16 protein-coding genes and 1 tRNA gene are annotated in these 14259 nt (G+C 70.0%); 9 read left to right on the top strand and 8 right to left on the bottom strand.

The window, feature by feature from the left end:
• Positions 1-374, top strand: a 374-nt coding sequence (locus FG385_RS34925; protein WP_235022678.1) for a hypothetical protein, incomplete at its 5' end; no start/stop codon positions are given.
• Positions 375-690: 316 nt separating this feature from the next.
• On the opposite strand, the gene FG385_RS20100 is transcribed toward FG385_RS34925, so the two are convergent.
• Together FG385_RS20100 and FG385_RS20105 are read right to left on the bottom strand one after the other, a co-directional pair.
• On the bottom strand, positions 691-1935 hold the full coding sequence (locus tag FG385_RS20100) for a glycosyltransferase (RefSeq protein WP_139098322.1): 1245 nt from the start codon (positions 1933-1935) through the stop codon (positions 691-693).
• Positions 1935-2537 carry a TetR/AcrR family transcriptional regulator gene (locus FG385_RS20105; RefSeq protein WP_139098323.1) on the bottom strand — a complete coding sequence of 201 codons (603 nt, stop codon included), beginning with the start codon at positions 2535-2537 and terminating at the stop codon, positions 1935-1937. The genes FG385_RS20100 and FG385_RS20105 overlap by 1 nt, the downstream gene beginning before the upstream one ends.
• A gap of 497 nt (positions 2538-3034) precedes the next feature.
• On the opposite strand from FG385_RS20105, the gene FG385_RS20110 reads away from it, so the two are divergent.
• The gene (locus FG385_RS20110; protein WP_200834564.1) at positions 3035-4549 is read left to right on the top strand and encodes an alkaline phosphatase; all 1515 of its coding nucleotides are present in this window, start codon (positions 3035-3037) and stop codon (positions 4547-4549) included.
• Positions 4550-4559: 10 nt separating this feature from the next.
• On the top strand, positions 4560-5072 hold the full coding sequence (locus FG385_RS20115; RefSeq protein WP_139098324.1) for a hypothetical protein: 513 nt from the start codon (positions 4560-4562) through the stop codon (positions 5070-5072).
• Here FG385_RS20115 and FG385_RS20120 read toward each other — a convergent pair.
• From FG385_RS20120 to FG385_RS20130, 3 genes are all read right to left on the bottom strand, one after another.
• Positions 5062-5385 carry a rhodanese-like domain-containing protein gene (locus FG385_RS20120; protein ID WP_139098325.1) on the bottom strand — a complete coding sequence of 108 codons (324 nt, stop codon included), beginning with the start codon at positions 5383-5385 and terminating at the stop codon, positions 5062-5064. The genes FG385_RS20115 and FG385_RS20120 overlap by 11 nt on opposite strands.
• A gap of 5 nt (positions 5386-5390) precedes the next feature.
• Positions 5391-5552, bottom strand: coding sequence for a hypothetical protein (locus FG385_RS34415; RefSeq protein ID WP_200834565.1), 162 nt, complete (start codon positions 5550-5552; stop codon positions 5391-5393).
• A gap of 251 nt (positions 5553-5803) precedes the next feature.
• Positions 5804-5876, bottom strand: a tRNA-Arg gene (locus FG385_RS20130).
• A 145-nt stretch (positions 5877-6021) separates the two neighbouring features.
• On the opposite strand from FG385_RS20130, the gene FG385_RS20135 reads away from it, so the two are divergent.
• The 6 genes from FG385_RS20135 to FG385_RS20160 all read left to right on the top strand — a co-directional run bounded on the left by FG385_RS20135 (position 6022) and on the right by FG385_RS20160 (position 12190).
• Complete coding sequence (locus tag FG385_RS20135) at positions 6022-6678, top strand: response regulator (RefSeq protein WP_139098326.1); 657 nt, start codon at positions 6022-6024, stop codon at positions 6676-6678.
• 44 nt (positions 6679-6722) lie between these two features.
• Positions 6723-7415, top strand: coding sequence for a response regulator transcription factor (locus FG385_RS20140; protein WP_139098327.1), 693 nt, complete (start codon positions 6723-6725; stop codon positions 7413-7415).
• A gap of 8 nt (positions 7416-7423) precedes the next feature.
• The gene (locus tag FG385_RS20145; RefSeq protein WP_139098328.1) at positions 7424-8836 is read left to right on the top strand and encodes a sensor histidine kinase; all 1413 of its coding nucleotides are present in this window, start codon (positions 7424-7426) and stop codon (positions 8834-8836) included.
• Positions 8837-8899: 63 nt separating this feature from the next.
• Positions 8900-9682, top strand: coding sequence for a DeoR/GlpR family DNA-binding transcription regulator (locus tag FG385_RS20150; RefSeq protein WP_139098434.1), 783 nt, complete (start codon positions 8900-8902; stop codon positions 9680-9682).
• Entirely contained in the window at positions 9679-10758 is a 1080-nt protein-coding gene (galT, locus tag FG385_RS20155; protein WP_139098329.1) for a galactose-1-phosphate uridylyltransferase, read from the top strand. The genes FG385_RS20150 and galT overlap by 4 nt, the downstream gene beginning before the upstream one ends.
• Before the next feature lie 76 nt (positions 10759-10834).
• The gene (locus FG385_RS20160) at positions 10835-12190 is read left to right on the top strand and encodes a S1C family serine protease (protein WP_139098330.1); all 1356 of its coding nucleotides are present in this window, start codon (positions 10835-10837) and stop codon (positions 12188-12190) included.
• 79 nt (positions 12191-12269) lie between these two features.
• Here FG385_RS20160 and FG385_RS20165 read toward each other — a convergent pair whose 3' ends face one another.
• From FG385_RS20165 to FG385_RS20175, 3 genes are read right to left on the bottom strand one after another with little or no spacing between them, the layout of a single operon-like run.
• Complete coding sequence (locus FG385_RS20165) at positions 12270-12875, bottom strand: methyltransferase (RefSeq protein WP_235022679.1); 606 nt, start codon at positions 12873-12875, stop codon at positions 12270-12272.
• A complete protein-coding gene (locus FG385_RS20170) occupies positions 12872-13531 on the bottom strand; it encodes a TIGR04282 family arsenosugar biosynthesis glycosyltransferase (RefSeq protein ID WP_139098331.1) in 660 nt (219 codons plus the stop codon). Before FG385_RS20170 ends, FG385_RS20165 begins: the two co-directional genes overlap by 4 nt.
• Positions 13528-14187: a glycosyltransferase family 2 protein gene (locus FG385_RS20175; protein WP_235022680.1), complete on the bottom strand. Its 660-nt coding sequence runs from the start codon at positions 14185-14187 to the stop codon at positions 13528-13530. The genes FG385_RS20170 and FG385_RS20175 overlap by 4 nt, the downstream gene beginning before the upstream one ends.
• Positions 14188-14259 lie beyond the last annotated feature (72 nt).

The raw sequence follows: 14259 nt of genomic DNA on the forward strand, positions 1-14259 counted from the left end.
TGGTCCGGTCGCTGACTGTGCCCCCGGCGACAGCGGCCGGTCAACTCGATAACGCCCCGAGCCAACTCAGCGACGCCAAGGGCCAACTCAGCGACGCCAAGGGCCAACTCAGCGACGCCAAGGGCCAACTCAGCGACGCCAAGGGCCAACTCAGTACCCTGGCAAACAAACACACCCGCGCAAAGACAACAAGATCACGAAACACCTCAAAGAACCCGTCGCCCAACTCCACGCCGTCCAGGCTGCTCGGCACCAAGCTCAAAGCGACAAGCCTGACCCGGGCACACCCACATCCAACCCCCAAAACGCCAGTAGGGCCGCCTCCCGATCAGGAGGCGGCCCTACTGCGCCAAATGGTGTGGAAGCCCTACTAGCTGGCATGGACTTGGTCCATGTTTCTAATAAGACATCCAGCGTGGGCCGCCAGGGACTCGAACCTCGGTTGGCGCACCACCCCTGGACCTCGTCGTGGTCCCACATCGCGTGGTCGAGCAGCCGCTGGGCCGATCCGGCGCGCGTCTGCTCATTCTCGCCCCTTTGATCAACGGGGGCACTCGCCAGGCTGTGACCAGCGCCCGATCGCGGATGAGCCCAGCCTGGATCAAGGCGAACCGACGGTCGGGGCGGTTTTGGTCGGCCACGGCGGACTGGCCATCGAGCGCCGGTGTGCTGGTCGATCTGCCCGGGTGGTCAGGATGGTGCCGCACGGTATGCGTTGAGCAGGCGGGTCTCGATCGCGTCTACGGCTGCGGATGCTCCCCCCGCCGCTGCGAACGCCTGCTGAATGCGTCGTGCTCCCTCGGCCATGGTCATCGCTTCGCGCACCTTGGCTCGGAGCCGGTCGCGGTTGAGGCGCGTCGCCGGTAGCCGCGACCCCGCTCGTGCGGCTTCGACTCGTCGCGCGACCTCGTACTGGTCGCGTCCGAACGGGACAGCGCACACCGGCACGCCTCGAGCCAAGGCCTTCTGGGTGGCCCCCATGCCGCCGTGCGTGACCGCGCACACGGCACGATCGAGCACCGGTCCGTGCGGGATGAACGTCGCCAGCCGGCCGTTGGCCGGCACCCGGACCGTGGCCGGGTCGCCGCCGGGCAGCGTCGCGACGACGACCACTGGCTCGTCGGCGAGGGCCTCGAAGGCGGTGCGCACCAGGCGAGCGTCGTCTTGGAACTCCGATGACGTGGTGACCAGAACCAACGGCCGGTCAATCTGATCGAGCCAGGACGGCGGCTCGACAGGCGGTTCCCAGGTACCCGGACCGACCATCACGATGTTGTCGGGCCAGTCGGTGCGCGTGTACTCGAACGGCTCAGCGGTCAGGTAGAGCAGCAGGGCAGTGCGACCGAAGGCCTCGCCGATCATGCGGTGGGCGGACAGTCCTCGCTGGGCGCGAACCCGGTTGATCGGTGGGATCATCACTCGTTCCAGTGTGCCGAGCACAATCGGCCGCAGCAGTCGGTCTCTCATCCGGCCCAGCCGTCCGCGCGCGAGCGGAAGGCCCGGTCCGAACGGCGGCACATCGCGGGAGGGTAGCGGCAAAGGGTAGGGGCAGAACGTCGCCCACGGTCCGCCCCACGCCTCTGCCGCGGCCACGGCACCCCACGCGTTGACATCCACCAACACCGCATCAGGTCGCTCGGCGCGGATCGCTTGGTCGAGGTCGTTCGCATCGTGGTGTGCGCGTTGGGTGAAGACCTTGACGTTGCGGCGCAGCGCGGCGCGGGGATTGCCGGCGCGCCAGTCGTCGTGCGAGATCGCCTCGATGTCGGGGGCGATCGGCGCCGCCTGGAATCCTCGGGCCAGCATCGCGGGTACCTCGGAAGCCAACGTCCGGACCGCGACACGGTGACCGCGGCGGCGCAGCTCGTCCAGTATCGCGACCGCTGGGTACAGATGGCCACGGGCGGGACTGGTGTAGGCGAGGATCGTTGACATCACGCGTCTCCCGTCAGCGGTTGGAGAAGTTCGACGAGAGCCAGCTCGGTCTGGCGCCGGCTCAACCCCCGTTCGTGGCGCAGCAGTTTCCAGACCACCACGTCGGTGACAGCGACGAGCTGCGCCAGCCTGCGCGCCCGTTCGGTGCCGCCGAGCCCGGCGAGCGCGGCTGCGAACACCCGCTCACACCATTGCGCGTGGACCGCACGACCACGGTCGGCAAGTTCCCGCAACGCCGCGGACCGGTCCTCCTGCGCCAGCAGCCGCAGCACCGGCAGGCCCAGTTCCTCGTAGTGATCGAGCAGATTGCGCACGGCCCCCGAGATGTCCCCCACCGGAGCTTCTCCGCGCTGACGGCTGACCCGCTCGGTCTCCCGCTCGGCAGCGGCAGCCAGCAACCCGTACTTTCCGCCGAAGCGGCGAATCACTGTCTGCACCGTCACACCGGCCTGGCGCGCCACCTCGTCCAGCGAAATGTCATCCGCCGGATGCTGCCAGAACAGGTCGACGGCTGCGTCGACAATCCGCTCGGCGGTCTTCTCCGCCGCTTGAGCCCGCGACGACATGCGGTATGGACGCCGTGCCTGCCGCTCGATTTTCATGTTAGTAGGCTAACACTAAAGTGCAGATGGCGTCAGGCCTGAGCCTTTGAGGCTTCCGACGTGAACCGGATCCTGGGCACGGAATTCGGTCCGCCGGAGTTCGTCGCGCTGGCGCGCTTCCCATCTGGCCGAAGTTCTCGCCCGCCGCCGTCCTCGTGGCGCCGAGGAGGCACTCGCCCTGGCCGTGTCGGCGTCGGCGGAGGCGGCGCGGCTTGGGATGGCCCCGTTACGAACCGGTAACCGACCAGCCCGGACCCGCGTTGGCGACCGGCCGGTCCCCGCCGGCGCATGCCACAGGCGCCTGTGCCCCGCTGGGGGCGAGTTACCAGAGAACCTCGATCTCTGGCAACGATTGTCGTCTTTGACCGATAGTTTCTGTTTACGTGATAGACCGCTTTGTGTCGGGTTATTGCCATGCGTCCGGTTTAGCGTCGCGGTCCCGGGGTGTCCCGGGCCAGCCCGTGGGGCTGCTGCGAGGACGACGTGGAGGAGACAGGGTGCAGCGCAAGCAGTTGAGGATCGGCACGGTCGCGGTGGCCGTCGCCGTGGTGGCCGCCGGGACGGTGGTGGCCGCGAGCAGTGCAGTGGCCGGTCCGGGCACCGCGGACGGGCGGGGTGAGGTGCGCAACGTCATCTACCTGCTGGGTGACGGGATGGGCCGCACACACGTGACCGCGGGGCGGCAGCGGTTCTACGGCGCCGCGGGCAAGCTGAACATGGAGCGGTTGCCGTTCGCCGGCGCGGTGTCGACGTACGCGGTGGAGAAGGGCAGCGACCGGCCCGCGTTGGTCACGGATTCGGCGTCGTCGGCCACGGCGTGGTCGTCTGGCGTCAAGACCTACAACGCCGCGATCGGGGTGGACGCCCACGAGAACCGGGTGGACACGTTGATGGAGCAGGCCAAGGCCGCCGGGATGGCTACCGGGAACGTGAGCACCGCGGAGATCACCGACGCGACCCCGGCGGGCATGTTCAGCCACGCGCTGCTGCGTGGTTGCCAGGGACCGACCTACTCCGACGCATCGTGTCTGCCGAAGAACGCCGACGGCACGTTCGAGCCGAAGCCGGCGGACCAGACCCTGATCACGCCGATCGCCGAGCAGATCGCCCGCAACGGCACCGCCGACGTCGTGCTCGGCGGCGGGCTGGCCCGCTTCGAGCCGGACGACCAGAAGGCTCTCGAGGCCCAGGGTTACCGCGTCCTGGGCAGCATGGGCGACCCCGCGCTGCCCGCGCAGACAGCGGCCACTCAGAAGGCCGCGACCCGCTCGGATCTGGAGTCGGTGACCGACAAGAAGGTCGTGGGCCTGTTCAACCGCGGCAACATGACCGTCGAGCAGGCCAAGGCCGAGCTGCCCCAGAACGCGCCGCAGCGGCAGGAGCCGACGCTGGCCGAGATGACCGGCAAGGCGATCTCGCTGTTGGCGAACAAGAAGCAAGGCAAGGGTTTCGTGCTGCAGGTGGAGGGCGCGCTGATCGACAAGCGCTCGCACGCCAACGACGCCGCGCAGACCCTTGGCGAGGTCAAGGCGTTCGACGACGCGGTCGCCGCCGCGGTCGACTTCGCCAAGCGCGACGGCCACACCCTGGTGATCGTCACCGCCGACCACGAGTGCGCCGGCTTCAACATCATCGAGAAGGGCACGTTCACCAACGCCGAGGCCGCCGGCCCGCCCGCCAACGTCGACTCGGGCAACACGGCCAACAACAGCACGCCCTCGCGCGACGGCAAGGGCAACACCAAGGACCCCAAGCGGTCCAGCGGCATCATCAACGGCGCCGGCTCGGCCGATGTGACCAACTTCGGGCCGGCGACCTTCCGCACCCCGGACGATCCGGCCGGGGTCGCCGACGGCACGCCCGAGGCGAGCCTGTGGCTGTCCTACCTCTCGGGCAACCACACCGGCGCGGACGTGCCGATCTTCGCCTACGGTCCGGGCGGCCAGGCGTTCGCCGTCAGCCAGGACAACACCTCGCTCTACACCAAGATGCACAACGCCCTGTTCAAGTAAGGCAATCTCGTTGCGTACGTCCATCCGCGCCGGCCTCATCGTCGGCGCCCTGCTCACCGCCGTGCTCGGCGCCGGGTGCACCCCGGCGCCGAGCACGGCCACCACTCAGGTCCCTTCGGTGTCGCTGCCCGCGCCCAAAACGCCGCCACCCCCCGCGGCGACACTGGTCCCGGCCGCCGCGGTCGGCGAGGTGCGCGTCGAGCCCGGCCCGTTCACCGACCGGGTCCGGCTGACCGGCCTGCGCCTGGACGCGGCGGCCTCGACGGTGCAGGGCCACTTGGCCATCACCTCCGACATCAGCGACGTCCTCGCCCTCGACGTGCACGCGGCCTTCTACGACGCGCAAGGCCGTTTGCTCGGCACCGGCACGTTCCACTACGAGGAGGAAGAACCCACCGGGGGAGCCACGCACACCGGTCCGCGTGCGGTCACGAGCGGCATCGACGTCGCTGTCGCGGCGGCTCCCGCAGTTGCGGACGCGACCGCTGTCGTCGTGTCGATCCCGGTGCTGGTCAACGAGTAGTCAGATGACCGCGGTCCGGCCGCCGGTGTGTGCGGGTGAGGTCGAGCCGGCGCTCATGCCCCGCTGGCTCGGCCGCTGGCGTCGAGGCTGTCGTGAAGGTGCGTGCCCAGCTCGCGCGGGCGAGATCGAGCGTGCCACGGGGCGTGATCACCGCCGTGGGGATCACACCGGCAGCGGCCTCCTCCAGCTCACGGACATCGACCACCAGGATGTCGCCGTCCTCGACCTCGCGTGCGACGTCGGCCGGGTTGAGGTTCTCGATGCTCGCCCGTGCGGTGATGATCAGTTCCCGCAGGGGGCTCACGGTTCGCATCGCCGTCACCCGGCCTGTGCCCGGATGTGGTCGATGACCTCGGCGAACTCCGTGGTCGGGGAGAAGTCGACGTACTCGGTGTCCGCTAGGGCCACCGGCACGTGCCCCGGCGCCCAGTACACAGCCTGTCCTGCTTCGTAATCGTGCTCGCCGCCCGGCGTCCGCATTCGCAGCTTGCCCTCCAGGATGTAGCCCCAGTGTGGGCACTGGCAGGCGTCGTCGGGCAGGCCCTTCGGGCCGCCGGGCCGAGATCGGTGTTCTGCGGCAGCCGGATGAAGGAGGTCGACATCCCGCCGCCGATCTCGCGTAACCGCACCTCGACGCCGTCACCCTCGATCACGACGGGCACTTCCTGCCGGGTGAAAGCTCTCACCAGGCGCGACTACGGAGCGAAAGGTTCGCACACTGGCTGGATCGGTGCCCCCGGCAGGATTCGAACCTGCGACACCCGCTTTAGGAGAGCGGTGCTCTATCCCCTGAGCTACGAGGGCTGGCAGAGCACAGCCTAGCGGCACCATCAGCCCTAGCGGCAACCCGCACCGGTCGGGTAGGACAAGTATCGACTCCTGCGCTACCAGTGGGTAACCTTCCGTGATCGGATGCGGAAACCCCGCTCCCCAACATCCGGAGGGCCCGTTGATCAAGCTGGTGTTCGCCGATGACGAAGAGCTGGTGCGGTCGAGTCTGCGCGGAATGATGGGTGGCGCGCCCGACATCGAAGTCGCCGGCGAGGCCAATGACGGCCGCTCGGCCGTGGAGACCACGCGCCGCGTCCGGCCGGACGTCGTGCTGCTCGACATCAAGATGCGCGCGCCCGACGACGGCATCCGCGCCCTTCGCGCCATTCTCGCCCTGCCGTCGCCGCCGACCGTGGCCATGCTCACCACCTTCGACATGGACGAGTATGTCAGCATCGCCCTCCGCCTGGGAGCGAACGGGTTCCTGCTCAAGGACATCGAGCCGGCCGCGCTCCTGCGCGCGGTCCGCGACCTCGCCCACGGCGGCGCCGTCCTCGATCCGGGGGTCGCCGCCCGGATGGTGCGGGCGCACCGCGAGGGTCAGCGCGCCGCCCAGCCTGCCCGCAAGCTGCTCGCCAGCCTGTCCGAACGCGAACGTGAGGTCGTCGCGCTCATCGGGCAGGGCCTGTCCAACGCCGAGATCGGCGGCAAGCTCCACCTTTCGGAAGCCACGGTCAAGGGCTACGTGTCCGCGGTGCTGTCCAAGATCGGGGCGGCCAACCGGGTGCAGGCGGCGCTGCTGGCCTACCGGGGCGGACTCTTGGACCAGCTTTGAGACGTTCTTAGGCGGGTCTCAGCACTGTCGGTAACACTGTCTACATGCGCATTCTCGTTGTCGATGACGATCGGGCGGTCCGGGAGTCACTGCGCCGCTCCCTGGAGTTCAACGGCTACCAGGTGGAGCTGGCCGGTGACGGCGCGCAGGCCCTCGAACGCGTTATCGCCGACCGTCCCGATGCGATGATCCTCGACGTGATGATGCCGCGCCTCGACGGTCTCGAGGTGGCCCGCCGCCTGCGCAGCACCGGCGATGACCTGCCGATTCTCGTCCTCACCGCGCGCGACACGGTGTCCGACCGGGTGTCGGGCCTCGACGCCGGCGCGGACGACTACCTGCCGAAGCCCTTCGCCCTGGAGGAGCTGCTCGCCCGCCTGCGCGCGCTCCTGCGCCGCGCCGCGCCGGACAACCAGCCCGGCCAGAACGCCGAACTGCTCACCTTCGCAAACCTGACGCTGGATCCGGGCACCCGCGAGGTCCGCCGCGGCGACCGTGAGATCAGCCTCACCCGCACCGAGTTCGCGCTGCTCGAACTGTTCATGTCCTACCCGAAGCACGTGCTCACCCGCAGCCGCATCCTCGAGGAGGTCTGGGGCTACGACTTCCCGACCTCGGGCAACGCGCTCGAGGTGTACGTCGGGTACCTGCGCCGCAAGACCGAGGCGGGCGGCGAGCCCCGGCTGATCCACACCGTCCGCGGGGTCGGCTACGTCCTCCGGGAAACCCCACCGTGAGCCAGACCATGACCGAACCCGTAGCCGTCATCGACGTGACCGAGCACCAGAAGGACGAGAAGCCCCGGCGCCGTATCTCCCTCCGGGCCCGCGTCACGCTGCTGGCCGCGGCCTGCGTGGCCGGGGTGATGGTGCTGGTGTCGCTGGGCGCCTACATCACGGTCTTGAAGAACCTCTACCAGCAGGTGGACGACACCCTGCAGGTCCGCGCGATCGCGGCGGCGCAGACGCCGCAGGTGCGCCAGGGGCTCCAGCGGTACCCGGGCGCGATCCTGAGCAGCACCGACATCCAGATCGCGCTGCTGGACGCCGGCGGGGAGCCGCTGGTCCCGCCCGGTGGACGCACGCCGCCCATCAGCCAGCTCGAGCTCGACGTCGCGCAGGGCACCGCGAGCTCGTCGATCCGGACCGACGCGAAGAGCGACATGCGGGTGGTCGCGCTGCACTACGGGCCCGGCCAGGCGCTGGTGCTCGCCCAGTCGCTCAAGCCCACGAAACAGACGCTCAACCAGCTCGCCGTCGTACTCGTGCTGATCGGTGGCGGCGGGATCATCGTCGCCGCGCTCGCCGGAACGGCGGTCGCCCGCACCGGGCTCCGGCCCATCGAGCGGCTCACCGGTGCGACGGAATACGTCACTCGGACGGGGGATTTGCGGCCCATCCCGGTCAGCGGCGACGACGAGCTCGCCCGCCTGACGACGAGCTTCAACACGATGCTGGGCACGGTCGCGGAGTCGCAGGAACGCCAGCGCCAGCTCGTCGCCGACGCCGGGCACGAGCTGCGCACCCCGCTGACCTCCCTGCGTACCAACCTGGAGCTGCTGCTCGCGGCCAGCCGCGCCGGCGCGCCGAATCTGTCCGAACAGGACAGAGCGGAGATCGAGACCGATATCAAGGCGCAGCTGGACGAGCTGACCCAGCTCATCGGGGACCTGGTCGAGCTGGCCAGGCAGGACGATCCGCACAGCCAGTTCGAACGGGTCGAGCTGATCGACGTCGTCGAGCGCGCGCTGGATCGCGCGCGCCGCCGGGCGAGCGAGATCGAGTTCGAGGTGTCCCTGCAGCCGTGGGTGCTGACCGGTGACCACAGCGCGCTCGAACGCGCGGTGCTGAACCTGCTGGACAACGCGGTGAAGTTCTCGCCGCCCGGTTCGACGGTCGGGGTCCGGATGTACCCGCTCGGCGACGGCACCGCGGTCATCGAGGTCGCGGATTCGGGGCCGGGGATCGCCGACGTCGATCTGCCGAAGGTCTTCGACCGCTTCTACCGCTCATCGGAGGCGCGCACCCTGCCCGGCTCCGGCCTTGGCCTGTCCATCGTGAAGCAGGCCGCGCAACGGCACGGCGGAGACGTGTACGCCGGCCGGTCGCCCCAAGGCGGCGCGCTGCTGACCATCCGGCTGCCGGGAGCCCCCGCCTGAGCACGATCCCGCCGATGTTTGATCGTGTAGGATTTTGTGCAGTTGGCGAGGACGGGAGCAAGGGTGCTGGCGCGGCAACGGCAAGCGGTGATCCTGGAGGAGGCCCGGCGCACGGGCGCCGTCCGGGTCAGCGAACTGGTCGTCAGGCTGGGTGTCTCGGATATGACGATTCGTCGTGATCTCGACGTGCTCGCGGGCCGCGGTCTGGTCGAGAAGGTCTACGGCGGCGCGACGGCGAACCTCGGCGAGAGCACCGACGAGCCCGGTTTCGAGGCGAAGTCCGAGCGGCAGCAAGCGCAGAAGGAAGCGATCGCGACGCTCGCGGCCGGTCTCGTCCGGCCGGGCACGGCGATCGGGATCTCCGCGGGCACCACGACCTGGCGCTTCGCCCGCGCGCTGGACGGCGTGCCGGGGCTGACGATCGTCACGAACTCCATCCAGGTGGCCGACGTGCTGCGCCAACCCGAGCGCACAGTCGTGCTCACCGGCGGGGTCCGCACCCCCTCGGACGCGCTGGTCGGCGGTGTGGCCGTCGCGAGCCTGAAACGGCTCCACCTGGATCAGGTTTTCCTCGGGGTGCACGGGATGGCCGAGGACGCCGGGTTCACCACCCCGAACCTCGAGGAGAGCGAGACGAACCGTGCGCTGGTGGAGGCCGGGCGAAAGCTTGTCGTGCTCGCCGACCACACCAAATGGGGAATAGTCGGCATCTCCACGATGGCCGATCTCGAGGAGGCGGACGTCGTGGTGAGCGACGACGGGCTACCGGCGGCCGCGCGCGAGACGCTGACCGAGCACGTCGGCGAACTGAGGATCGCCGAGGTGAACGAGGCGGAGGAAAGTTGATACGCACGGTGCGGCACCTTGCCGACGGCAGGGAGATCATCTACTACGACGAGGCGTCGCATGAGCGCTCGGCCGTGGACACCCGCGACCTGCCGAAGGTCGCGGCGAGTTCGGAGATCCGCCGTGACCCGCTGACCGGCGAGTGGGTCGCGATGGCCGCGCACCGGCAGACGCGCACCTACAAGCCGCCCGCCGACCTGTGCCCACTCTGCCCGAGCAAACCGGGAAAACCCACCGAAATTCCCGAATCCGACTACGACGTGGTCGTGTTCGAGAACCGGTTCCCGTCCTTCTCCACGCATGTCACCGGTGAGCCGGGCACGGTCGACGGGCTGGGCCTGGTGCCGACGGCTCCCGGGCGCGGCCGGTGCGACGTCGTGTGCTTCACCAGCAACCACGACGGTTCCTTCGCGACGCTCAGCCCGGCACGGGTGCGTACGGTCGTCGACGCGTGGGCCGACCGCACCGCATCGATGTCCGATTTGGACGGTGTCGAGCAGGTTTTCCCCTTCGAGAACAGGGGTGAGGAGATCGGCGTTACCCTCTCGCACCCGCACGGCCAGATCTACGCGTACCCGTTCGTCACCCCCAAAACCCGGCGCCAGCTGGAAATCGCGCGTGCCTACCAGGAGGAGCACGGGCGTCCCGTGCTCGGCGACGTGCTCGACGCCGAGCGGAAAGCGGGCGCCAGGATCATCGCCGAGGGCGAGCACTGGACGGCGTTCGTGCCCCCCGCGGCGCGCTGGCCGGTGCACGTGCTGCTGGTTCCGCATCGCCAGGTGCCCGACATCCCGGCGCTCGCCGAAGCCGAGCGCGACGACTTCGGCGAGGTGTATCTGCAGGTCCTGCGCCGCTGCGACGCGCTGTATGACCGGCCGTTGCCCTACATCGCGGCCTGGAACCAGGCGCCCGTGCGAGTCGACCGGGAGCTGGGCTGGCTGCATCTGGAGCTGTTCTCCGTCCTGCGGGCCAAGGACAAGCTGAAGTACCTGGCGGGTTCGGAATCCGGGATGGGCGTGTGGATCAACGACGCGACACCCGGGCAGATCGCCGAACGCCTCCAAGCGGCCTGTTAGGGCTCCCGGCATACTCACCTAGGAACCCTCAGGTTCGACTCAGCCAGCTCTCAGGACCGACCAGCATGGTGAGGACATGACGGAGAACGACCCCAGCACACCGGACGGCAACGAGGTCCCGAAGGAGTCGCAACCGGCTCAGGAGGACGCGACCACGCCGCCGCGGGGAACCTCCTTCAGCGGGGAGCAGCAGGAGCCGGCCCCGAGCCCGTGGTCGGCGCAGGCGCAGCAGCACCAGGCGTACGCGTGGACTTCGCCTTCGCACCAGCAGCAGCACGCGCAGGGCCAGCCGTACGGCACCGCGGCGTTCACGGCGCAGCAACCGGCCGCGATCCCGCAGCAGCGCCGCGGTTCGGGCAAGCTCGTCGCCGGGGTCGCCGTGCTCGCGCTCCTCGTCGGCGGTGGCGCCGGGGCGGCGGGCGGCTATTTCGCGTCGCAGAATTCCGGCGGCGGTTCGTACAACGCCCTCAACCAGCCGGTGCCATCGCAGCAGACCAGCCACGCGCCGGCGGGCAGCGTCGAATCGGTGGCGCAGAGGGTTTCGCCCAGCGTCGTCGAACTCGTCGTGGCCGGCCAGCAGGAGCAGGGCGAGGGCTCCGGGTTCGTGCTCTCGACCGACGGCTACATCCTGACCAACAACCACGTCGTGCAGGTCGCCGCGAACGGCGGCAGCATCCAGGCGGTGTTCGCGGACGGCACGAAGGCCGACGCCTCCATCGTCGGCCGCGACCCGACGACGGACATCGCGGTGGTCAAGGTGAACGGCGTGAAGAACCTGAGCCCCGTGACGCTCGGCAACTCCGACGCGACGAAGGTCGGGGAGTCCGTGGTGGCGTTCGGTTCGCCGTTCGAGCTCACCGGCACGGTCACCTCGGGCATCGTGAGCGCGCTGCACCGGCCGGTCCGCGCCGGGGGCAGCAGCGGCGACCAGACGACGGTGATGAGCGCCATCCAGACCGATGCGGCGATCAACCCGGGTAACTCCGGTGGACCGCTGGTCAACCTGTCCGGCCAGGTCATCGGGATCGACTCGGCGATCTACAGCCCGCAGTCCTCGGGCGGGTTCGGCGGGCAGAGCGAGGCGACCAACGCGGGCATCGGGTTCGCGATCCCGATCAACCAGGCTCGCCGGACGGCGCAGGAGATCATCAGCACCGGGAAGGCCACGCAGACCTACATCGGTGCGACGGTCAGTGACGCGCGGTCGGGCGGGGCCCAGATCGTGCAGGTCCAGCAGGGCAGCCCCGCCGACAAGGCCGGGCTCAAGGCGGGCGACGTGGTCACCAAGATCGACAACCTGGTCATCAACGACGCCGACGGTCTCATCGCCGCGGTCCGCACGCGCGCGCCGAACGACAAGGTGACCTTCACCCTCAGCGACAACCGCACGCTGCAGGTGACCCTCGGCGGCCAGCCCGTCCAGGTGAACTGACCAGATTTCCCGGCGCTCGGCCGCAGGCGCGGCCGAGACCAACCCCGGGCTCCCGGCGCTCCCCCGCCGGGAGCCCGGTTCAGTTCCGGGCGGTGAGCTCCGCGAAATGGCGCCGCCCGTGCACACCGGTCCACGCCACGTGGAACGAAGCCGCCTGCGCGATTCCCGCCAGCGCGCCCACTCCCAGCCACGCCCAGGGAAACCACGAGCTACCGCCGACGCGGACCCGCCGGCGGCGCAGCTCATGTCCGGGCTCGACCTCGATCACCACGCGCCCGCCCGGTGCGATCAGCTCCCGGACTCGCCGCAGCAGGGCGACGGGGTCGCCGCCGATGCCGATATTGCCGTCGGCGAGCAGTGCGTGCGCCCACCGTCCTTCGCCTGGGACGCGATCGAACACGTCCCGTTTCAGCGCGGCGCCGCCACGCAGTCGTGTCAGCCGCACGGCCGTACCGGAAATGTCGATACCGAGCGAGCTGATGCCGCGCGCGGTCAGCTCACTGGTCAGCCGGCCCGGGCCGCAGCCGATGTCGAGCGTCGGGCCGGTGCAGCGGGCCAGCATCAGGTGATCACCGTGGCCCGGATCGGCGGCCCAGCGCTCGGCGGGCAACTCGACGCGGTCGCCGTTCGCGAGTTCGAGCACGCAGGTGCCGGCCTGCAGCACGGCGTCGAAGGGACTGTTCACGACCGGACCGCCGCGACCGCCTCGGGAAACCGGCCGCCGCAGAGGCCCGCCACGCGAACGGCGTCCGCCATCGTGTCCACATCGGACAGTTCGGTCAGCTCGGTCGTGCTCAGCCCGATCGCGGTGAGCGCGCGCAGGGTCCGTGCGCCGGTGTCGTCCCGGGACATCGGGACGTCCGCGAGCACCTTCGCGGCCGACGGGTCACCGAGCCCGAGCGCCCACCAGCCGCCGTCTTCGGCCGGTCCGAGGACGGCGTCCTGTTGGGACGTGAGCAGTTCCGCCGCCTTGCCGAGCAGATCGGGGGTGACCTGCGGGGTGTCCATGCCGATCTGCAGTACCGGCAGGCCGGGCGCCGCCGCGTCCCGGTGCGCGTTGGCGAGACGCTCCGCGAAACCGTTGCCGCGCTGGCGGATCACGGTCATCGGCCACAGCGCGTGCGCGAGTTCCGCGGAGCGGGCCGCCATGGCGAAGTCTCCGGTCACCGCGACCACCGGGAGCGCGCCGGGTGTCGCGGCGACGGCGTCGAGCGTGTCGAGCAGCGCGGCAGCGGCGATCTCGGCGGCCTGCCGGGGGGTGGCGGGCGGGCACAGCCGGGTTTTCGCGAAGCCGGGCACAGGCGCCTTCGCGACGACGAGGAGGCAGAAGGCGTCGGTCATGCCCGCAGGACCTTCGCCATGTCGCGCGCCGCGCGGAGCGTGCCGCGGACGGATCCGGAAACCTTGGACTTCGTGCCGGCGGCTCTGGGCCGGTACGCGACCTCGAACTCCTCGATACGGAGGCCGGCGCGCCCGGCCTTGATCAGAAGCTCCAGCGGATAGCCGAAGGCCCGGTCGGTGATGCCGAGATCGAGCAGCGTCTGCCGGCGAGCCGCACGGATCGGCGCGATGTCGTGGACCGGAACGCGCTGCCGCCGCATGAGCGTCGCCAGCAGGGCGTTCCCGGCTCTCGCGTGCCACGGCCATACCCCGCGGCGGACTGGTACGCGCCGACCGGCGGCGAGGTCCGCGCCGCCGGTCACGGCCTCGACGAGCGGGCGCAGATCGGCGGGGTCGAGGGAGCCGTCGGCGTCGAGGAAGCACACGATGTCCGAGGTCGCGTACTCGAGGCCGGTGTGCACCGCGGCGCCGTACCCGCGGCGCGGTTCGTGAACCACCTTCGCGCCGAACCCGGCGGCGATCCGCGGGGAGCCGTCGGTGGAGCCGTTGTCGACCACGAGAGCGCGGAACCCGGGCGGCAGCGCGGACAGTACCGCCGGCAGCGCTGCCGCCTCGTCGAGACAGGGCAGGATGACGTCGATCGGATCGAGGTTCACGCAACCGGACGTTAAGTCCAGGATGGACAGAGCGGAACCCTTGCCGTCCTTACCAAAGCATGACGTTCTCCG

It is taken from the genome of Amycolatopsis alkalitolerans, assembly GCF_006152065.1.
In the GTDB taxonomy this organism is placed as follows: domain Bacteria; phylum Actinomycetota; class Actinomycetes; order Mycobacteriales; family Pseudonocardiaceae; genus Amycolatopsis_E; species Amycolatopsis_E alkalitolerans.